We start from the raw sequence: 18018 nt of genomic DNA, 5'->3' as shown, positions 1-18018 counted from the left end.
TCATGAATTTAGAAATTAAAAAAAACAAAAAGTATCTTCTCAACGCTACAATATTTTTAATTATTGTTTTTCTTATAATAATGAGAAGGCCAGACATTATCTCAAACGCGCAACCCTGGGCTGAAGATGGCAGGTTTTGGTTACAGGACGCATATAACAACGGCATATTTAACACGCTTTTCATGCCTGAAAATGGTTATTTTCAGACTATATCTCGCCTGACCTACAGTATTGCTCTGCTTTTTGGTTTAAGTAAAGCTGCCTTAGTCGCTAACATAATAGGTATTTTAATCAGAGCTTGTTTCATTGCATTCATACTTTCAAGTCGTATTAAGTTTGCTCCTATAGCTTATCGGGCAACTGTTGCACTTTACGTTCTTTTGATGCCAAACGTTGCAGAAGGTTATCCAAATATCACCAATATGAAATGTAGGTGGAAAAAGTACGGGTTACTTCGAGTTACTTCGAGCTAACGCAGAGCATTGCCGCAATCGTTGCAGGTCTGTCAGTCAAGATCGAGCAGGATTGCGGCAATTTTTTGCCCCATATCTGCCCCATGGGGCAGGTGAACATTAAGGATGAGCCTAACGTCATGTCATTATCACGATTAATCTCCAGCCCAAGAGTAATTTTTCTTGTACTGATATCTGCTTGCTTTATCGCTGTGGCAGGCTCTTTCCTGTCATGGAACAAGGCAAAGAGCTTCAGTGTAGCCTCACTACAAAATGTCGATTCAGCGGACTTGAAATATAGTATTGACTCGTGTTCTGTTAATAAGGATTTTATCTCTGCAAAAGGATGGATGTTTAGCAGTGATTATCCAAAATCAGGATCGCTGATTGTAACTATCAATTCTGGCAATGGTGAGTTTGTATTGCCTTCATTCACGTTTACACGTGGTGATGTGTCTCAGTTGTTTGCGCGGACGGATTTGTTTGACAAGGTTGGCTTCAATGCGTCCATAAGCGGAAGGATGATCAGCTTTGGAACAAATCCCACCTTTAATTTCTACATTAAAGACAAGAACGGCAATGTAAAAAAGGCGCTTAGCTATGCTTGCAACAAATAAATCGTTTTCGAATTGGCTATTCTATGCATCCACATCCATTCTCTTCGTAGTCATCATTAGCAAACTACGTCTGATGAGCTATGCAGATGATGTTACGTTCTCTCACGCTCTTGATAACATATCTCTGCTCAATTATTTGCAGCATCGTTATCAGACATGGAGTGGGCGTATCGTAATAGAAGCAATCATGGTATCAACAATAGGCCTTCATGGGTTTTGGAAGATACTTATTCCACTTTGCTTCATTTCTTCAGCGTATTTGATGTGGTCTATCACACTTAAAAATAAAATTGACTACAAGATTGGCACACCGCTTGTAATGTCAGCAGCGCTTATCATAAATTCACCTGTCGCTGGTGACTCAGAGTGGTGGGTTACAGGATTCTATAATTACCTTCTCCCTATGACCTGCGCTCTTTTCCTGGCTAACGTTCTACTGTCACCATCTGCTGGCATGAGAAAGTTATTTTCTTCCCTATTACTTTCGTTTATTGCAACATCTTCCGAACAGATTGCAGTTTTCTTGGTTGTAGTAATTCCTTTCATTTTCTTTGTCGGAAGCGATAAACGTAAGGGAAACCGTGCTCTAGCTGTGGCTTACGTAACTGTATTGATTGGGGCTGCGATAACACTCCTTAGCCCCGGCTCAGCATCCAGGTTTTCTGTAGAAGCCGCAAGATATATGCCTCAGATCGCGGAGATGAATATTTTACAAAAGGCCATCATTGGCGTAGACAGATTGGTGGAGAATGTTTCATTTGGACGTAACATCATCTTTTTAGCATCCTCCTTTATCTTTATTGCTTACCTTTGCAGGAAAAGTAAAGGCGATGCCTTGAGTAAGATATGCCTCATCTTTAGCGTAACATCTACCATAATCTGCCTGACGTCTTTGTCCTTTTATATGAAAGATATTGATTACCTGACATATTATGGAAAGTTTTACAATATTGATTTCGGAAGCTTAAAAGTTTATGGGTGCTATTTGTTTTACCTAATTAGTCTAATCTGCATGGCGGTGGGGTCAATTGAGAGTTCTGATGGAACCAAGGACTACAGAGCGTTTCTTACGCTGATGATAGGCATGCTTGTGACGGTAGCAATTGGGCTGTCTCCAACCGCTTATGCTTCGGGCGAAAGGGTATTATATGTCTTCAACATATCACTCATATTGTACAGTTTGTTTAACATCAAAAGAGTCATCGATTAAAACTAAAGGCCCATTCGGGCCTTTTTTAATTTAACTGGAAAAATAGGTATATTCTAAATTATCGGCCGATATGGCTCATAAACAGACAAAATCTCCGCTGTTACTTTCCCAAGCACGATAACACCCTCCAGCCCACTCCCTTCTATTGTCTCGCCATCCTGAGTGATAATCCCTGTATTGAATAATTTCCCCAGCTGAGGGTAGTCGTCGAACTGGAATGCAACAGTGTCGCCTGGTCGGGCCTGAATCGAACGGTCGATCAGAGCAAATCCGCCAGGCGTTTCTATCCGGAGCATATGCCCTGGGTGAGGTGCAAACAGCCTGTTGAGGTCGAGGCGGCTCTCGACGTAATCCTGCGCCGGTGACTGAAATCCCATGACTACCTCACATATCCCATATTGCGCAGGGCGTAGGTGCGGTTGTCACCGTTCTCTGTCGCCAGCTCCATGAACATGTTCTGTTCGCGCCGTATCCACTGGTTGCACTGCTGCAGCGTCCAGTGATGGTTAGCGGCCTCCAAGTTTGCCTGGAATGCGCTGGTCGTCACTATCTGCCGCCCCAGCCGGTCCAGCGTTATCGCCTGTACGAATGCAGGCTTTATCTCGTAGTCTCTCGCCATCATTAATCCTCCTCTGATAAATACTGTATGGATAAACAGTAATATTGGTCGGTGGATTTGATCAAGGCGAAACGGCTCACAGTTTTGTAAAGCCATTGTTGGCGCGGGAATTTTAGGCTGGCGGCTTCGGTTATGTGTGGCTAATCTCAAATTACCCACCCCGTAGCCTGCTCAGAGAGGCGCGGTTGAGTCATTGCCCGGTCGCCGGGCTTTTTTACTTTACGCTCAGCGTCGTTCATGCATAATCTTGTGATTAGTTAACTTATACTCAATACATCAAGGGATGCCATGAATTTTCTGGTAAAAAACATATTTTATTCTTTGATATTTTTAACGCCATTAACAATTTTATTAGCTATCCATTCATTATGGGCGGAAAAAAATTTATTTGAACCACAAAAATATAAAAGAGATAAAGTTGAGAGGATGAAATTCAGTGTTGATGAGTGCATCATCAAAGATGGAATTTTATACTCTTCTGGATGGGCTTTTATTGATGCAAATCCAAACGAGCAAAAACTATTCATAACGGTAAAGGATCATGGCGCTTTCTACATGCCACAAATCATGATTAGTAATCGCGTCGATGTTTCTAAGGTTTTTAATAGGGGCGAATCGCTAGACCACTCCGGGTTCAGGTTCTCTTCAAAAATCCATGACAGTAACGATAGGTCATTCAATATAAACATTTTAAGAAAAGGAGTTCTGTATAGTGAAGAGTATAACTGCCAATAAAAAAAACCTGACGGAACGTGATGTTTTCTTTTTTACGGTTATGTTTATATTTATTTGTTTTATAGGTTTTAAAACTGGAGTTAGTACAAGCCCTGATGATGTCTCATACTTAACAGCCTTAAATAATGCAGGGTATATTGATTACTTTTGGAAAAGATATAACTCGTGGAGCGGAAGAGTTGCCGTTGAGTTCCTTGCCGTTAGTATCATGCCATATACATATGCGCTCAAGATGCTCGTGGTATCATGCTACATACTACTTTCCTATTCAGTATGGAGAATAACCTTATCGGAAAGAATTAGTTATCATTATGGAATGCCACTAGTCATAATGTTAACTTTGATGATAAATCCATCAGTTTCAGCCGAAGCTGTTTATTGGGCTGCAGGAGCATTCAATTATCTAGTCCCTGCATCACTTGGCCTATTCTCAGTTTGCGTTCTGATGAACCAGGATGCTTTCAGCGCAAAACTGAAAGTAATATCGATATTATCCTTAATAGTATCTTCAAATAGTGAACAATGCGCCATAATTCTCTTAACGATATCTTTTTTAAACCTAACTCTTACCATAAAAAGAGGGTTAAGCCTGTACTCACTTTTTTATTACATCGCCAATATAGTTTCTTCCCTTATACTTTTCCTTTCTCCAGGAGCTCACAAGAGATTTGCCATTGAATCCGGCAAGTTCATGCCTAACTTTGTTGATTTTTCTTTCTTGCAAAAATTGTCTTTCGGCATAGACAGGTATGTTTCTGGCATTTTCGACAGTGCTGAATTACTTTTTACTATAGCTTCACTTTTGATCTTGCTTGTAACCATAAATAAATCAGGATGGGTTTTTCGCGCTTTGAGGGCGTCGTTTGCAATCTTTATTTTATCTAAGCTGGTAATCTTGAATTCAGAGGTGACACAGCAATTATCCCCACAGAACTGGCTATCTAATATAAAATATATTTACTTCAGTATCGCAGCTGCCCATGCATCTTTAATGTTGATATGTACACTAGAGTCAGGAATGCCCTTAAAAATAAAAACTATTTGTGCATTCTGCTTAATAATGGGGGCAGCGATCACTGTGGCAATCGGCCTGTCACCAACAGTTTATGCTTCAAGCCAACGCGTAATTTTTTTCTCAGAGATATCTATGGTTATATTTATTTGCTCAGGGCTTGCAGGTGTGAGGCATACAGGGGCTGCATAGCCCCTGTGGTTTAGGGCTGTTGCGGCCAATCTACTTTACTTGCCGTGTTAGCATCTATGCGGCTCAAAAGTACCCTGTATTTTTTCCATAGCGGCAAGCCCGCTGCCTCCTCATCTGTAGCCATTTCTAAATCAACTGCATCCTGTAACACGCTTATCTTCTGGCTTGCTTGCTCCATAAACAACGCCTTCATTCCGATATTTGCTGTTATAGCCAGGGAGTTTTGGTTAGCAAGCTCTTCTTCAGTTAAAGGAGGTGGTGAGAACTGTTTGTTTTCATAAGTCCATCCGATACTTACAGGAGTTTCATCAGTAATCAGAACTGCCGTAATGCCTTTCCCAAAATCCACCTCAGCCTCTCCATCCCAAACAACAGTATTTACAACTTTGCCTTTCGAAATTAGTGCGTAACTATTCATCATGCATACTCCCAAACTATTACGATTCCGTTACCACCGCTACCTCCAGCTAAAACAGAAGTTGTAGCATTTGAGTTCGCACCAGATCCGCCATTACCGAGCGTTCCGCTATCACCCGCCCCTGCTGCACCACCTACCGGGGTCGTTGTGCCTGCAAAATGTGACGAGCCGCCAGATCCACTAAGGCAGTTTCCGACTGATGTCCATAGAGCCTGTAGAGCCGTGCCTCCTCGAGCATTAATAAGATTTCCTCCACTGGCTGTACCACCCGCACCACCACGCTGCTGAGTCACTCCGCTTTGATAAGTTGCATTTAGATTGTTTGCTCCCGCTACACCACCATTGCTCACTATGGACCCAAAAGATGATGCGCCACCGTTAGAAGCAGGAGCACCACCAACGCCCACCGTGACAGACTGAGATGCTGGCACCGACGTCAGGTAAGACTTGGCATAACCACCACCACCGCCACCCGTTCCTAATCCATTCGCGCTTGTGTTTGCAGCGCTAGAACTACCACCACCACCGCCAGCACCCAGAACCTCGACGATAATTTTTTTTGTACCCGAAGTAGGTGTATAGGTTCCGCTGGATGTGAACACCTGGACATTGATAAGGCTGCCAGGGCTTGCTGCCTGATTGATGTTAGTGCCATCGCCATACACAAAGGCACTAATCCCAGCAGCTACAGAAACACCGCTGCCGGTTGGAGTTTTAACTGTAACGCTGAATGAACCTGTGCAGTTATTAACGATTTCCCACCGTTTGACCCACGCAGGAACTATCAGGTTAATGTTAGATGTCAGAGTTCCTGCCAGCGTAATTCGATCACGCCCGGCCTGCAGTGTTGTGAGCGTTACACTTGAGCCAGACAAGCCCGTAATGGCCGTGGTTCCATAGAATCCAGATGGCACCCACCCGGTTAATGCAGATGTCGTGTTTTCTGGGTTAGCCGCCGATGACATTGGATGAGTTGGCGCCATTCAGCACGATAGGCTGCGCACCATCCACATCAATCACCAGGCCATTCGGCAGCTTGCATCCTACTGTTACGACTTCAGCCATTTCTTACACTCCCAGCATGGTGGCGATTGCCAGCGGTTGACGGATAATTGCACCCCAGGTGCCGCCAGATTTTTTCTGCTTCCATGATGACTCTTCAGTCACCACTGCATGCGCACGCATCTTCTCAGTGAAGGCTGCGTAAGCGGTGTCCTGCTCACCCAGGCGATCTGCGATCATCTGAACCATTTCACCGGCCGGAGTTGAGTACTCGATAGCGGTCTCAATCTTCAGGTTCGGGAAGTTCTTTTTCAGCAGGTCTGAGACGTTCACGTTGTACATGTTCGTCTTAGCCAGGTTAACCGACATTGCCGGGGACATCGCCAGCGTCATTGGCGTGCTCATATCAAGCAGGCCTTTGGTCTGCGATACCAGTTGACCGAATAGCTTCAGGATATCGTCATACACAGCCTGACCATCTTTGGTTGACCATGTAACGCCGCTACCGGTGCCGGTTGCTCCCGGGGTGATCGAGGCTGGCAGGGATGGGTCATTAAGCAGGCCATAGTTCTGCAGGCCAGCGATGCCGTAGAAGTAGGATTTGTTCTGGAACTTATTCAGCACCAGAGCAGAAGCCACGTTCAGTTCGGCTGCATATCCGCTATGACCATTATTCCCGTTAACGGAACCATTCTGGTTCAGCAGGGCTGCAGCCACTTCAACAAGCTGTACGAAGAAGCCTTTCCAGATACGAAGGAGGGCATGCACAAGGCCTATGAGTGGGCCTCTGTGATTTCACTAGGCTGGCACTCATGTCAGGACGACGACTGGAATAAGAGGTTCAACAATCATGCAGCATAACGAAGATGAATTTGTCGCACTGATGCGCGGCATGCTCGGCGAATTAGCTGAGCCAATGACATATGAGCAGGCAGCAATGGATGCGGCCGCTGATTACCGTACGGAGCAGCAGGCAGCGAGAATGGGAGTTGGTTATGAGTAAGGAATTTTACGTCAGGCTGGCAGAGATACAGCGCACACTGGAAGCGCCAAAGGGCCAATACAACAGCTTTGGCAAGTATCACTACCGCAGCTGTGAAGACATTCTTGAGGGTGTGAAGCCGCTGCTTAACGGCCTGTTCCTGTCCATCTCTGATGAAATCGTTCTGATCGGCGACCGGTATTACGTAAAAGCCACAGCGACGATCACCGATGGTGAGACCACTCACAGCGCCTCTGCAATGGCCCGTGAAGCTGTCGACAAGAAAGGCATGGATGATGCGCAGATAACTGGCGCGACCAGCTCTTACGCCCGGAAGTACTGCCTGAATGGCCTGTTCGGCATCGACGACTCTAAGGATGCAGACACCAACGAGCATCGCCAGCAGTCAGCGTCAGCACCCCAGCAGCAAAAACCAAAGCCTAAGCCCGCTGACATCCTTGCCGCCTTCTCTGAGGCTGCACTCAGCAAGAAAACTCCGGAAGAGCTGAAGCAGTCATTCGCCAGAGCGTGGCAGGCGCTGGACGGAACCCCGGAGCAGGCCAAAGCGAAGGAAGTCTACGACCTTAAAAAATCAGAGCTTGAAGGAGCAACAGCATAATGCCAATCAACACGATCACAATCGCAGGTAATGTCGGCAAGGATGCCGTTCTGCGTGTTACCCCAAACGGAAAGCACATCGCGTCATTCTCAGTGCCGGCTAAGTCAGGCTTTGGTGATAACGAGAAAACGTCCTGGCTGCAATGCAAGATGTTCGGCGCTATGGCTGAGAAGTTGTCCGCGTCAATTCAGAAAGGCGCGAAGGTCACAGTTACCGGCGAATTCGTTCTGGAAGAATGGACGAAGGATGACGGCACCAAAGTTTCAACGCCAACCATCCTTGTTCGGGATATCGACCTGCCGCCAAAGCAGAGCGGACAGCAACAGAGTCGTCCGCAGCAGTCGCGTGGGCAATCTACCGAACCTGATTACGACACCTCTATCCCGTTCTGATTTAACCCACCAATAAGGCACCGACCATGAACCTCACCGAACCTTCGGCGGACTCTGCACGCCCTGATGAAATGGAGTCACAGCGCTTGCATCGGCTGGCTATGCAGGACGCACAACAGCAGATTGCCGCCCGGTACGGTGAGCGGTGCCGGATTGAGTCACGCACAAAGGAATCACTGGAAGCACGGCGCAGGGAGCGCGCCACAAGCGAATACGCAAGACAGGCAGCATTCTATCCGCAACTTCCACGAATCATCGTGACAAATCCTGATGTTGCCTGGAACGACTATCAGACAGAGCTGCGGGGCCGCTTTGGTGCCGTGGTGCAGGATTAGCACGCATCTACAAATGCCTTATAAAGGAGATGAAATTGCAAACTCAGGAATACCGGCGTCGTGGCAATCAATTAACTCTTGGCCGTCGCTGGTCCCCCGATGAGATAGGCCTTCTGAAAGAACTCGCAGCAACCATCCCACCCAAACTTATAGCCCGACAACTCAACCGCTCATACGAGTCTGTACGCCAGCGTGCCAGTCGCAGCCGGATACGTTTTCTGGAAGAGCGCAGCAAAGCTATAGATGGCACTAAGCCAAATTTATGACACAAAAACACTGTACATATAAACAGTATTTTACTGGTTATCATCAGGTGGTGAGAGTAAGGTGGTTGAGTGAATTCACAACCTAACTCACTCAACTGAAAGAGGATTTATCATGGAACATACCGACCAGGAATTTGAAGACCTGCAAAACCTGAATGCACTGTATCGCTCTGCGATTCTGGATACCACTGAAGTAGTCGGCCTGGGCATTGAGATTCTGACCAAAGTGGTAGCGGCAAGTGAAGCCGGCACGCCGGGCTCACTTACTCCGGCTGACCAGTATCAGGCTAAGCGGACCCTGATGTATCTGAAAGAGCGCAAAAACGACAACGAAATGTTCCGCAAGCCCGGCGACCCTGAACCGCGCACTTTCCAGCAGTACGAACACCCGTAACAGGTAGTCAGTAACTGACTTTTTTAGGCCGATGGAAGTCGGCCTTTTAACCTCACGGAACTTCTGATTTTACCTTTTTAAAGGATACCGAATATGACCACTGCTACAGACCTGGCACAACAGGCGATCGATAACATCAATGCACTCAAAGCACTGGCTGAAAAAACTGGTGAAGTGCCTGCAGATGTACAGTCTCAACTGGACGACTATGCCGATCAGGTCGATAAACTGACCCGGCAGTTAGGCAGCGAGCAAGAGACCCGAGAGGGTTATCGCGTCAATATTCTGATTGATGAGGAGCAGATTGCCCTGGCACTCGAAATCATGAATAAAATCGAGAGTGGACTCACCGATAAAACCATTCCTCAGATGCCTACTACTCTACGACGCCAGCTCACTGAAACACTGGGTTATGTTACGAACCGGAAGGAAGAGATGCTTGTTTTCCGCAAAAAAGGTGACTCGGAACCTCGTACGTACGAAGAGTACCGCATGGGTATTTAATCCCATTGACTCCTTACAAAAAGCCGCCTTCGGGCGGTTTTTTATTGCCTTTTGTATGACCATTTTGCCACGCTATTGAGACTGAAACGGCATAAACTCCTGTACGCCTGAGTAAAAGTTTGTAAAAGATGAATAACGCGATAGTGCCCCTTAAAGAAACAGGCAGAACAAGACAAAATAAAGTAGTTAGCTGCTTGCAAATTAACCGTTTCTTGATGCACTTTAGAGTTAGATCATAGCGGAGGTCGACATGAATTGTGAGCTAGCTGAAAGCCTTATCCACCTTGTTTCAGAAACACACTATGCAAATTATGAATGGATAATGAGAAATGCAAATGGAAAAGCATTTACCTTTACTGAATTTGAAACCTGCAGAAAATCTGTTGTAACCGGCCTAATGCATCTAGGGTATGAGTCCAGCGCATCCCATAAAAGTCATGTGATCATGGTTAATGCATGGCGAGCTTAAGGTGACCTCACAAAATTTAGCAGCACGCAGCAGAGAAGAGCGCGACAGGATTAACATGGATTTAGCCGCGTCAGGATTCGCATACAAGGAGCGTATGAATCAGCCTGTAATACCGCATGAAGTGGAGATGCAGCAGCCTGAAGCGATGAGGGATTATTTCAGGGAGAGATTGCAGCATTACAGGAACGCTTCGCTGCAGTACCCGCGCGGCACTGCCACGGTTTATCAGAAGGAGGATAGCTGATGAAAGAAGATTATCTTGTTTTTTCTTATGCTTATTCTGGACAGCCAATGCATTGGGAGGCAGGGTTACCAACAGTCTCTATTCTGGAAAGCGAGAACCCGCGAGTATGGAAAAGCATTAAGGTCTACAGGATGAAATCTGGAGATTCTATTTACAATGTGGCATCTGAATTTGGCCCACCCCATCAAAATGAACTGGATGCGGCGGTTGCAAAATACAGCCCCCGACCATCATCAACAAATTGAGAACCACTGAACCTCGCCACAGCGGGGTTTTTTATTGCACGCAACTAATGTTTTATCTGGAAGAGCCGATGAAGTTTCCACGGGGATCGGACCCGGTTTATCAAAGGGAGTAGAAGTGATGAGGGGTGTATTCGAGCCAATCAAGATTGAGATAAACGGCAAGTCTTATGATGCTGAGGGTGAGGTAGCTTTCGTTACCTTCAATCCAACTGTTATTCATCATAGAATAATCGTCATTAATAATGATGAATCTCTGCATCCTGAACTGGCATCATTCATCAGAGATAGCTTTTATGATGTAAAGGATTTGTCATTTCCCTGTACTTATGATGGCCGCTACAGATACGTCGGCAGTAACTACAAGCATCACATTTTTGATGACACCGTAATTGCTTAAATGAATTCTTCATCATAAACCTGCTCCGGCAGGTTTTTTTACGCCCAAATTTCGGAGGTAGAACATGTCTGACGAATTAGACCAGGCCGCTGAGTTTGAAGAGTTGGAGCGCAATATCGCGCTGGCTAACCGTAAACACCCGGAAATGCAATTTAACGGGGCCTGCCATTACTGCGAAGAGGCGGTGACAGCGGGATGCTTCTGTTCGGCTGAATGTAGAGAAGATTACGAGCGCATTGAGCGCGCTAAGCAGCATCGCAGGGTAGCGTGACGCCGGTAGCAGAGAACGTGCTAAGGGCCGTAGCGCGTAAATGCAGGAGCGAAATCATCAGCGCCATAGAAGGCAGGCCCAAGAAAGAACACGACCGGATCATCACCACACTCCTCGACAAACACGCCAAATCAATCACCGCCCTGCCGCCTGATACGTTTCCAGCAAAGCTCTGGCTGGCGTTCTATGTGCGCCAGGTGGATAAGGAGAGCGCCTCTGCAAAATGAACACCATCCACGACATATCCCCCGGCGAGTTCACTCTGTGGCTCGTCTTTTTAATTTGCATCGTGCTGGCTCTGTGCTGGCCGTATAAGGAGTAGATATGGAAAACATTGTGCAGTTGATGCCGAGCAAATGGGTATCTGAATCTGTTCTTATCGCTGTCACCGGTCTTCGTCCCGGAACGATTAAGAGAGCAAGAGAGAAGGCGTGGCTGCAGGGCCGCGAATATCTCCTCTTTTCTCCAGAGGGGCAGCCAAAAGCAAATAGTGAGGCAATGTATAACCGCGAGGCAATCGACCAGTGGATCGAGAGCCAGGCAAAAAATCAACCGGGTGCGGTTATGAGGAAAAAGGCTTAACCTTATCGCCACTTCAAACAACAGGAGCACACTATGTCAAAGGTCGTTTACCCAACCGGCGTCGAAAATCACGGCGGCACTCTAAGGATATGGTTTGTACATGAGGGGAAGCGGAGAAGGGAATCGCTGGGGATTCCAGACAATGCCAAGAACCGGAAGCTTGCTGGAGAGTTAAGAACAGCTGTTAATTACAGGATAAAGACGGGGACTTTCGACTATCAAGAGCAGTTCCCTAACTCAAAACACAACTCCCAGCACACCTCATCTAACCGCGGTAAAAATACGATATCAGAGGTTTGTGACAAGTTCATGGAGCTGAAGAGGCCAACAATTTCAGCAATAACATTTAAGAACCTCAAGGCCAGACTGAAAACTGTCTGTATTCTTCTGGGCGCCGACAAGCCACTGGAAGAAATCATGCATGAAGACATCCTGGCCTTAAGAGGTGAGTTGCTTAATGGGCGTCAGTTTTCCAGGCATGGGCATGATTCGGCTAAGCAGGGAAGAAAAGTAACAACTGTCAATTCATCTATCTCTCACTTAAAAGAGGTTCTCACATTTGCTGTGAAAAATGGCTACATTAGCCGTAGCCCTGCGGATGGTATCTATCAGATGAAGAAAGACAAAACCAATCCTGACCCTTTAACGCGGGACGAATTTCTTCGCCTGATTGACGCGGCAAGTCACCAGCAAATCCGCAACTTTTGGTCTCTTGCCGTGTACACCGGCATGAGACACGGTGAGCTTTGCGCTCTAGCCTGGGAGGATATAGACCTTAGCAGGGGGACAATAACCGTCTGCAGAAACCTAACAGCGTTAGGGAATTTCTGCATGCCTAAAACTACCTCTGGTGAAAGGACGATAGAACTTATTGATCCGGCGATTCAGGTACTGAAAAGCCAGAGGGCGTTAACACAAATGAGAAGGCCTGTGAAAATAGAAGTTGCAGGTAGAGAGTACAGAAAAAAGGAATCCATGGAGGTTACGTTTGTTTTCAGTTCTGAGGTGACCGATGTCGCTGGTGTGGGGAGGGACTATTACTCGGTGATGTCAGTCAATGGTATGTGGAGGAACCTCGTGAGGAGATCGGGAATTAGGCTGAGAAAGCCATACCAAACTAGGCACACATACGCATGCTGGTCTCTATCTGCAGGAGCAAACCCCAGCTTCATTGCTACACAGATGGGGCATAGTAATGCGCAGATGGTTTATAACGTTTACGGCAAATGGATGAAAGACAATAACAGTGCGCAGGTGGCTCTCCTGAACAACAAGCTCAACGACTTTGCCCCACCCATGCCCCAGAGAAACACTGCAATATAATATATATTGATATAACAGATACATACCACCAGGTGCCATTTCTACCAATATGCACTGGTATCTTTCAATGTATCTTCTCTGTGTAATAATGTCTGAAAGGCCGGAGTCAACAGCATGGAAGATACACGATTATGTTTTATTGATAGTCAGTGGGCTAAGTGGGCCATTTGTAATTTTCATCGCTCCGTGTCTACTCATGAAGCGAGTATGCCAACATGGCGGAATTGTTAACGCCGTTAGGAAAATTAACTCCTTCGATATCGTTTTTACACTTTGTTTTTTAATTCAATTATATACAATTCTAACTTCATCTGGCGCTACCCGTTCATCGGCCCCTTTAGGCGCAAGTATTCAGTTATTCTCTGATATTACTTTTTATCGCATTATTCGTGGCGCTCTTATTGATAACACCTGGAAGCCAGGCATAAATGGCAATCAGGCATCCATTGCGTTAAATGTAATAATAATAACATCCATATTATATTATGCTTTAAAATCAGGATGGCGCTATAAGTCCATACTTCTTTTTCCATCACTGATGCTCGGATTTGCTCTTGCTAAGCCAATGATGAGCATGACAGACCCACAGTGGCCTTTATTTTTATCACCCTTGGGCGGAGAACGATATTTTTTTGTGACAAACATAGCCTTTTTCAGCTTTATAACTTTTCTGACAAGCAAAACAAAGAGGCCAGCAATCGCATTGTTGTGCCTGAATATTTTAATGGCGACAATGTACATCAGACATTTTCATATATATCCTTATTTTGAAGTTGGCTATAAAGAGCAAATCAGATTGTTTGAAAATTCCCCACCGGGAACTGAAGCAGATATAAGCATTAATCCACCAGGTTGGAAAATGCATCTGATCAAAAAGTAATGAAACTTGCCCTTTTAGGGCATTTTTCTTTACTGAAAGTAAAATTCACCTAGAGATTTTTCTGATGGAAATTAAAGCCGCCTTAAAAAAAGAAACTCTTTTAGTTTAATTCATATCATCGTTATTAGTATTATTCATCGTTTACTTTTTTGAACTTACCCACTTCACCCTATCTATTGATGAGGAATTTAGTAATAATATTGCTCACACTATCAGTATGGGTCGGTGGGGACATGTGTTGCTCAAATCAACAATCTTTCCTGAGTCATTTATTACATTTTATACTGAAATATTGTCTCTGGTTATACTTGCCCTTTCATGCTCTGTTATCTCAAAAACGTTAGGCCTAAATACGCAACAGTCTGTATTTTTCTCGATTCTTTACTCTGCCCTGCCTCAGTTTGCATATCAGCTAGAATTCTCTAACCAATCAGATACATTAGCTACAGCCGTGCTTCTATCCTCTGTATCAACTTATCTTACATTAAGAAAAAAAGGATTTTTACTGAGTGTTATAACACCTGTAATCGCATTAACATTTTCCGTTTCGATTTATCAGTCTATAATTTTCCTTCCTGTATCAATCATTGCTTCTTATATTTGCTATGCTATTGCCAACAACAAGTCTGATTTAACATTCAAAAACATCGTGTTCAAACCTGTTATTGTAATGATTGTTGCTGCTGTCGCCTATTCATTACTGACAAAGATCATTCAATGGCATTTTGGTAAAAGTTCAGAGTCATACTTTCTCAACATGATTGGCTGGATTCATCAACCCGTAAATGAAACTATAAAGTCTATAGTAGCATTCATAATTGATTATTTTTCTTTTAATGCCCCTTATGGGCTGAGTATCTATGCCTTTTCGTTACTTTTTCTTGTTGTAATTTTTGTCAGCCCCATTAAAAACCGCTTTGTTTTTCTGCTTTCAGCAGCCGCTGTAATACTATCGCCGTTCCTGATGAACGTAATAATCGGCGGATTCTTGCCTCCCAGAGCGATGAATTGCCTTGCTATATCTTTCGCAGCATCGGGTGTTATCCTATTTACTCTCTATGCTGAAAAGAGGATTTTATGGGCTGTTCCTGTGATTGTTTTACTCTATGGAACCGCTTCATCCAGCAAACTCTTCTACACCGGTTATCTCTCTTATAATCAGGATTATAATGTGTCGTCTTTTATTGCTAACGACATATACAAATATGTTGGTACGCCACCAGACAGGCCAGTCAGGATCTATTTCTATGGTGCACTCAACGTTGACTCGGTTGATAAACCTACCAACCACGACATGTTTGGAAGCTCTTTCCTCAACTGGGATGCCGGAAACTCCGCACGAATTTCGGCTTTTATGAATGCTACCGCAATAGCAAAAATAATTCCGGCTTCCTTTGATGAAATAAAGCCAGAGATTGAAAAAATAAACTCAGCTCCGTTATGGCCTGCTAAAGATTCGGTATTTAAAATTAATAACGTTGTCGTAGTTAAGCTGGGTTCAACTCCGGGCAACTGCATCAATGGCGTATCTAAAAGCACAGATCCTACTCGATGCTTGTAAAATGAAAAGCCGCGGGGAGGGCTTATCGTTGTGAGGTAAGTGACGGTCACCGCTGCCTGTCCGACTGAACTACCGGATTTCAGACGGGCACGGTTAGCCCCGGTATCTTGCTGCAAGTATGTTGTAACTACCAAACAGGCAGAACAGGAGAAGATGCAGCGGGAGCAGCCGGCTCCCGCAAAATGGTGTTCAGCGCCTTACTCCAGCGGCATCTTCACCGGATCATCATAGCGATACTCAAACCCCAGCTCGCTGCAGATACGCGACCCGTCAATCAGCTTACCGCTCTCTTTCACTGCCTCGGGCGCGAACTGAGGCGGCTGCAGCCCAAGCTGGCGCGTTACCGCCGGATAGAAGGTGTCACGGGAGGGGTGCTTCGGCGCACAGAGGTTATAGGTCCGGCCCCCTTTCGGCGACTGCAGCAGCAGCGTAATCGCCTCAACCACATCGTCGAGGTGCACCAGATTGACGCCCTGCGAACCATTGGCCACATCCTGTTTTCCCGCCAGGAAGCGTCCCGGATGGCGTTTTGGCCCGACCAGCCCCGCCAGACGCACAACATCGACGCTGGTGCCAGGCAGATCGTGCAGCCAGTTTTCCAGTTTCACCAGCGTCTTTCCGGCAACGGTTTCGGCGGTCAGCGGGCTGTTTTCCCGCTTAGGCCCGGAGCTGCTGCCATATACAGAGGTGGAGCTGGTAAAGATAATGCGTGGCACCCTGTAAACCAGCGCGGTGTCGACCACATTCTGCACCGCCTGCAGATAGGCCTCGCCCCCTTCTGCGGTGCGGCTGGCGGGCAGCGTCACGATCAGCGCATCAACGTTGAACAGCGGTTCGATATCGGCGGCCTCACACACCAGCTCAGGCGTCAGCTCCAGCTGAAAAGCCTCAATGCCGCAGCGGCGGGCCGCCTCAACACCGTCCGGCGTGGTTTTACTGCCCGTCACCTGCCAGCCCCGCGCCGTTAACGCCGTGGCCAGCGGCATGCCCAACCAGCCCAGTCCCACAATCGCGACCTTCTTCATATTGACTCCTGACGTAAAACATCCACCCTGACTTCACCGTAGTTTGCCCCCGGATTGCAAACCAGGACAACCTGTTTCAGTGCTTTCCGAACCGGGCCTATAAAAAAGTGTTGCCAACGGCACGCATCTTCGCTAGGTTAAACCCCACAAATGAATACTCATTCATCGACGAGATTATTATGACACGCGTTCAGTTTAACCATCACCACCACCATCATCCTGACTAGTCTTTCAGGCGATTGGTGCTGGAAGACTTTCAAGATCTTCCAGTGGTGCGAACGCAAGAGAACCCCCGGAAGATCGTCTTCCGGGGGTTTTTTTATGGGCTGACGTAACCACACATTCAGGACAGGATTAAGAGGACAGGAACCATGTTAGATAACACCCGTTTACGCATAGCTATGCAGAAATCTGGCCGTTTAAGTGATGATTCACGCGAACTGCTGGCGCGCTGCGGCGTTAAAATCAACCTTCAGCAACAGCGCCTGATTGCGTTTGCGGAGAACATGCCCATCGACATCCTGCGCGTGCGCGATGACGATATTCCTGGCCTGGTCATGGATGGTGTGGTCGATTTAGGCATCATCGGTGAGAACGTGCTGGAAGAGGAGTTACTCTCACGCCGGGCGCAGGGTGAAGACCCGCGCTATTTCACCCTGCGCCGCCTCGACTTCGGCGGCTGCCGCCTGTCGCTGGCGATGGGAACCGATGACGAGTACACCGGCCCGCAGTGCCTCGACAACGCCCGTATCGCCACCTCCTATCCGCACCTGTTAAAGCAGTACCTCGACAAAAAAGGCGTCAGCTTCAAAACCTGTATGCTGAACGGTTCCGTTGAAGTTGCGACCCGCGCCGGTCTGGCTGACGCCATCTGCGACCTGGTCTCCACCGGGGCCACGCTGGAGGCCAATGGCCTGCGTGAAGTGGAAGTGATCTATCGTTCAAAAGCCGTCCTGATTCAGCGCGACGGCGAGATGCCTGCCGCCAAGCAGGAGCTGATCGATAAGATGATGACCCGTATTCAGGGCGTGATCAAAGCGCGCGAATCGAAGTACATCATGCTGCACGCGCCGAGTGAGCGCCTGGAAGAGGTGATCAGCCTGCTGCCTGGTGCAGAGCGCCCGACCGTTCTGCCGCTGGCGGGTGATGTCAGCCGCGTGGCGATGCACATGGTCAGCAGCGAAACCCTGTTCTGGGAAACGATGGAAAAACTGAAGTCACTGGGTGCCAGTTCGATTCTGGTGCTGCCAATTGAGAAGATGATGGAGTAAG

27 protein-coding genes, 1 pseudogene and 1 other annotated feature are annotated in these 18018 nt (G+C 46.7%); of the genes and pseudogenes, 23 read left to right on the top strand and 5 right to left on the bottom strand.

Annotation, left to right across the window (positions count from 1 at the left end; all coding sequences use genetic code 11):
* Positions 1 to 2 precede the first annotated feature (2 nt).
* The 3 genes from F3I47_RS09235 to F3I47_RS09225 are packed head-to-tail and all read left to right on the top strand — an operon-like array spanning position 3 to position 2279.
* Positions 3 to 473 carry a hypothetical protein gene (locus tag F3I47_RS09235; RefSeq protein WP_150028807.1) on the top strand — a complete coding sequence of 157 codons (471 nt, stop codon included), beginning with the start codon at positions 3 to 5 and terminating at the stop codon, positions 471 to 473.
* Positions 434 to 1069 (top strand): hypothetical protein, encoded by a 636-nt coding sequence (locus tag F3I47_RS09230; protein ID WP_150028808.1) that lies wholly within the window; start codon positions 434 to 436, stop codon positions 1067 to 1069. The genes F3I47_RS09235 and F3I47_RS09230 overlap by 40 nt, the downstream gene beginning before the upstream one ends.
* A complete protein-coding gene (locus F3I47_RS09225) occupies positions 1053 to 2279 on the top strand; it encodes a DUF6056 family protein (protein WP_150028809.1) in 1227 nt (408 codons plus the stop codon). Before F3I47_RS09230 ends, F3I47_RS09225 begins: the two co-directional genes overlap by 17 nt.
* 379 nt (positions 2280 to 2658) lie before the next feature.
* Here the strand turns inward: F3I47_RS09225 and F3I47_RS09215 are convergent, their stop codons facing one another.
* Complete coding sequence (locus F3I47_RS09215) at positions 2659 to 2901, bottom strand: hypothetical protein (RefSeq protein ID WP_223812708.1); 243 nt, start codon at positions 2899 to 2901, stop codon at positions 2659 to 2661.
* A gap of 285 nt (positions 2902 to 3186) precedes the next feature.
* On the opposite strand from F3I47_RS09215, the gene F3I47_RS09210 reads away from it, so the two are divergent.
* Positions 3187 to 3633: a hypothetical protein gene (locus F3I47_RS09210; protein WP_150028811.1), complete on the top strand. Its 447-nt coding sequence runs from the start codon at positions 3187 to 3189 to the stop codon at positions 3631 to 3633.
* A complete protein-coding gene (locus F3I47_RS09205; protein ID WP_150028812.1) occupies positions 3611 to 4837 on the top strand; it encodes a DUF6056 family protein in 1227 nt (408 codons plus the stop codon). Before F3I47_RS09210 ends, F3I47_RS09205 begins: the two co-directional genes overlap by 23 nt.
* 10 nt (positions 4838 to 4847) lie before the next feature.
* Here the strand turns inward: F3I47_RS09205 and F3I47_RS09200 are convergent, their stop codons facing one another.
* The 3 genes and pseudogenes from F3I47_RS09200 to F3I47_RS09190 form a co-directional block, all read right to left on the bottom strand.
* On the bottom strand, positions 4848 to 5258 hold the full coding sequence (locus tag F3I47_RS09200; RefSeq protein ID WP_150028813.1) for a tail fiber assembly protein: 411 nt from the start codon (positions 5256 to 5258) through the stop codon (positions 4848 to 4850).
* Positions 5255 to 6220, bottom strand: coding sequence for a hypothetical protein (locus tag F3I47_RS09195; protein ID WP_150028814.1), 966 nt, complete (start codon positions 6218 to 6220; stop codon positions 5255 to 5257). The genes F3I47_RS09200 and F3I47_RS09195 overlap by 4 nt, the downstream gene beginning before the upstream one ends.
* Positions 6221 to 6323: 103 nt before the next feature.
* Positions 6324 to 6926, bottom strand: a pseudogene (locus F3I47_RS09190) (major capsid family protein); the annotation flags it as partial.
* Here F3I47_RS09190 and F3I47_RS09185 point away from each other — a divergent pair.
* From F3I47_RS09185 to F3I47_RS09110, 16 genes are all read left to right on the top strand, one after another.
* Positions 6921 to 7118, top strand: coding sequence for a DUF5444 family protein (locus F3I47_RS09185; protein ID WP_061061762.1), 198 nt, complete (start codon positions 6921 to 6923; stop codon positions 7116 to 7118). The pseudogene F3I47_RS09190 and the gene F3I47_RS09185 overlap by 6 nt on opposite strands.
* Positions 7108 to 7260 carry a hypothetical protein gene (locus F3I47_RS22320; RefSeq protein ID WP_190311314.1) on the top strand — a complete coding sequence of 51 codons (153 nt, stop codon included), beginning with the start codon at positions 7108 to 7110 and terminating at the stop codon, positions 7258 to 7260. Before F3I47_RS09185 ends, F3I47_RS22320 begins: the two co-directional genes overlap by 11 nt.
* On the top strand, positions 7253 to 7858 hold the full coding sequence (locus F3I47_RS09180) for an ERF family protein (RefSeq protein ID WP_150028815.1): 606 nt from the start codon (positions 7253 to 7255) through the stop codon (positions 7856 to 7858). Before F3I47_RS22320 ends, F3I47_RS09180 begins: the two co-directional genes overlap by 8 nt.
* Entirely contained in the window at positions 7858 to 8250 is a 393-nt protein-coding gene (locus F3I47_RS09175; protein WP_150028816.1) for a single-stranded DNA-binding protein, read from the top strand. The genes F3I47_RS09180 and F3I47_RS09175 overlap by 1 nt, the downstream gene beginning before the upstream one ends.
* 26 nt (positions 8251 to 8276) lie before the next feature.
* A complete protein-coding gene (locus tag F3I47_RS09170) occupies positions 8277 to 8585 on the top strand; it encodes a hypothetical protein (protein ID WP_150028817.1) in 309 nt (102 codons plus the stop codon).
* 378 nt (positions 8586 to 8963) lie between these two features.
* Positions 8964 to 9245 (top strand): hypothetical protein, encoded by a 282-nt coding sequence (locus F3I47_RS09160; protein WP_150028819.1) that lies wholly within the window; start codon positions 8964 to 8966, stop codon positions 9243 to 9245.
* A 93-nt stretch (positions 9246 to 9338) separates the two neighbouring features.
* Positions 9339 to 9749 (top strand): hypothetical protein, encoded by a 411-nt coding sequence (locus F3I47_RS09155; RefSeq protein WP_150028820.1) that lies wholly within the window; start codon positions 9339 to 9341, stop codon positions 9747 to 9749.
* Between the two features lie 452 nt (positions 9750 to 10201).
* Positions 10202 to 10462 carry a DNA polymerase III subunit theta gene (locus F3I47_RS09150; protein WP_150028821.1) on the top strand — a complete coding sequence of 87 codons (261 nt, stop codon included), beginning with the start codon at positions 10202 to 10204 and terminating at the stop codon, positions 10460 to 10462.
* Complete coding sequence (locus tag F3I47_RS09145; protein ID WP_150028822.1) at positions 10462 to 10707, top strand: hypothetical protein; 246 nt, start codon at positions 10462 to 10464, stop codon at positions 10705 to 10707. Before F3I47_RS09150 ends, F3I47_RS09145 begins: the two co-directional genes overlap by 1 nt.
* Before the next feature lie 34 nt (positions 10708 to 10741).
* Complete coding sequence (locus F3I47_RS09140) at positions 10742 to 11104, top strand: hypothetical protein (protein WP_150028823.1); 363 nt, start codon at positions 10742 to 10744, stop codon at positions 11102 to 11104.
* 64 nt (positions 11105 to 11168) lie between these two features.
* Positions 11169 to 11375 carry a hypothetical protein gene (locus tag F3I47_RS09135; protein ID WP_150028824.1) on the top strand — a complete coding sequence of 69 codons (207 nt, stop codon included), beginning with the start codon at positions 11169 to 11171 and terminating at the stop codon, positions 11373 to 11375.
* Positions 11372 to 11602 carry a hypothetical protein gene (locus F3I47_RS09130; protein ID WP_150028825.1) on the top strand — a complete coding sequence of 77 codons (231 nt, stop codon included), beginning with the start codon at positions 11372 to 11374 and terminating at the stop codon, positions 11600 to 11602. Before F3I47_RS09135 ends, F3I47_RS09130 begins: the two co-directional genes overlap by 4 nt.
* 97 nt (positions 11603 to 11699) lie before the next feature.
* Positions 11700 to 11957, top strand: a complete 258-nt coding sequence (locus tag F3I47_RS09125) for an excisionase family protein (RefSeq protein ID WP_150028826.1) — start codon at positions 11700 to 11702, stop codon at positions 11955 to 11957.
* Positions 11958 to 11990: 33 nt separating this feature from the next.
* Positions 11991 to 13280: a site-specific integrase gene (locus F3I47_RS09120; RefSeq protein WP_150028827.1), complete on the top strand. Its 1290-nt coding sequence runs from the start codon at positions 11991 to 11993 to the stop codon at positions 13278 to 13280.
* An 88-nt stretch (positions 13281 to 13368) separates the two neighbouring features.
* A complete protein-coding gene (locus F3I47_RS09115) occupies positions 13369 to 14160 on the top strand; it encodes a hypothetical protein (protein WP_150028828.1) in 792 nt (263 codons plus the stop codon).
* Positions 14161 to 14272: 112 nt separating this feature from the next.
* A complete protein-coding gene (locus F3I47_RS09110) occupies positions 14273 to 15721 on the top strand; it encodes a glucosyltransferase domain-containing protein (RefSeq protein ID WP_150028829.1) in 1449 nt (482 codons plus the stop codon).
* A 197-nt stretch (positions 15722 to 15918) separates the two neighbouring features.
* On the opposite strand, the gene F3I47_RS09105 is transcribed toward F3I47_RS09110, so the two are convergent.
* Positions 15919 to 16746 carry an NAD-dependent epimerase/dehydratase family protein gene (locus F3I47_RS09105; RefSeq protein WP_150028830.1) on the bottom strand — a complete coding sequence of 276 codons (828 nt, stop codon included), beginning with the start codon at positions 16744 to 16746 and terminating at the stop codon, positions 15919 to 15921.
* Positions 16747 to 16925: 179 nt separating this feature from the next.
* On the opposite strand from F3I47_RS09105, the gene hisL reads away from it, so the two are divergent.
* Together hisL and hisG are read left to right on the top strand one after the other, a co-directional pair.
* Positions 16926 to 16973, top strand: coding sequence for a his operon leader peptide (gene hisL, locus F3I47_RS09100; RefSeq protein ID WP_100396937.1), 48 nt, complete (start codon positions 16926 to 16928; stop codon positions 16971 to 16973).
* Positions 16949 to 17069: a sequence feature (His leader region), on the top strand. (Overlaps the previous gene by 25 nt.)
* A gap of 48 nt (positions 17070 to 17117) precedes the next feature.
* Entirely contained in the window at positions 17118 to 18017 is a 900-nt protein-coding gene (gene hisG / locus F3I47_RS09095; protein WP_009089318.1) for an ATP phosphoribosyltransferase, read from the top strand.
* Position 18018: the final 1 nt, after the last annotated feature.

It is taken from the genome of Pantoea sp. M_10 (assembly GCF_008631515.1).
In the GTDB taxonomy this organism is placed as follows: Bacteria; Pseudomonadota; Gammaproteobacteria; order Enterobacterales; family Enterobacteriaceae; genus Pantoea; species Pantoea anthophila.
Note: the sequence above shows the minus strand (reverse complement) of the source record. Positions and strands in the feature narration are given on the sequence as shown.

Bases quoted from the DNA above. Each gene is read 5' to 3' on its own strand.
- F3I47_RS09235 (WP_150028807.1), top strand. From the start codon at position 3: ATGAATTTAGAAATTAAAAAAAACAAAAAGTATCTTCTCAACGCTACA.
- F3I47_RS09225 (WP_150028809.1), top strand. From the start codon at position 1,053: ATGCTTGCAACAAATAAATCGTTTTCGAATTGGCTATTCTATGCATCC.
- F3I47_RS09215 (WP_223812708.1), bottom strand. From the start codon at position 2,901: ATGATGGCGAGAGACTACGAGATAAAGCCTGCATTCGTACAGGCGATA.
- F3I47_RS09210 (WP_150028811.1), top strand. From the start codon at position 3,187: ATGAATTTTCTGGTAAAAAACATATTTTATTCTTTGATATTTTTAACG.
- F3I47_RS09200 (WP_150028813.1), bottom strand. From the start codon at position 5,258: ATGATGAATAGTTACGCACTAATTTCGAAAGGCAAAGTTGTAAATACT.
- F3I47_RS09195 (WP_150028814.1), bottom strand. From the start codon at position 6,220: ATGTCATCGGCGGCTAACCCAGAAAACACGACATCTGCATTAACCGGG.
- F3I47_RS09185 (WP_061061762.1), top strand. From the start codon at position 6,921: ATGACCATTATTCCCGTTAACGGAACCATTCTGGTTCAGCAGGGCTGC.
- F3I47_RS22320 (WP_190311314.1), top strand. From the start codon at position 7,108: ATGCAGCATAACGAAGATGAATTTGTCGCACTGATGCGCGGCATGCTC.
- F3I47_RS09180 (WP_150028815.1), top strand. From the start codon at position 7,253: ATGAGTAAGGAATTTTACGTCAGGCTGGCAGAGATACAGCGCACACTG.
- F3I47_RS09175 (WP_150028816.1), top strand. From the start codon at position 7,858: ATGCCAATCAACACGATCACAATCGCAGGTAATGTCGGCAAGGATGCC.
- F3I47_RS09170 (WP_150028817.1), top strand. From the start codon at position 8,277: ATGAACCTCACCGAACCTTCGGCGGACTCTGCACGCCCTGATGAAATG.
- F3I47_RS09160 (WP_150028819.1), top strand. From the start codon at position 8,964: ATGGAACATACCGACCAGGAATTTGAAGACCTGCAAAACCTGAATGCA.
- F3I47_RS09155 (WP_150028820.1), top strand. From the start codon at position 9,339: ATGACCACTGCTACAGACCTGGCACAACAGGCGATCGATAACATCAAT.
- F3I47_RS09150 (WP_150028821.1), top strand. From the start codon at position 10,202: ATGCATGGCGAGCTTAAGGTGACCTCACAAAATTTAGCAGCACGCAGC.
- F3I47_RS09145 (WP_150028822.1), top strand. From the start codon at position 10,462: ATGAAAGAAGATTATCTTGTTTTTTCTTATGCTTATTCTGGACAGCCA.
- F3I47_RS09135 (WP_150028824.1), top strand. From the start codon at position 11,169: ATGTCTGACGAATTAGACCAGGCCGCTGAGTTTGAAGAGTTGGAGCGC.
- F3I47_RS09125 (WP_150028826.1), top strand. From the start codon at position 11,700: ATGGAAAACATTGTGCAGTTGATGCCGAGCAAATGGGTATCTGAATCT.
- F3I47_RS09120 (WP_150028827.1), top strand. From the start codon at position 11,991: ATGTCAAAGGTCGTTTACCCAACCGGCGTCGAAAATCACGGCGGCACT.
- F3I47_RS09115 (WP_150028828.1), top strand. From the start codon at position 13,369: ATGTCTGAAAGGCCGGAGTCAACAGCATGGAAGATACACGATTATGTT.
- F3I47_RS09105 (WP_150028830.1), bottom strand. From the start codon at position 16,746: ATGAAGAAGGTCGCGATTGTGGGACTGGGCTGGTTGGGCATGCCGCTG.
- hisG (WP_009089318.1), top strand. From the start codon at position 17,118: ATGTTAGATAACACCCGTTTACGCATAGCTATGCAGAAATCTGGCCGT.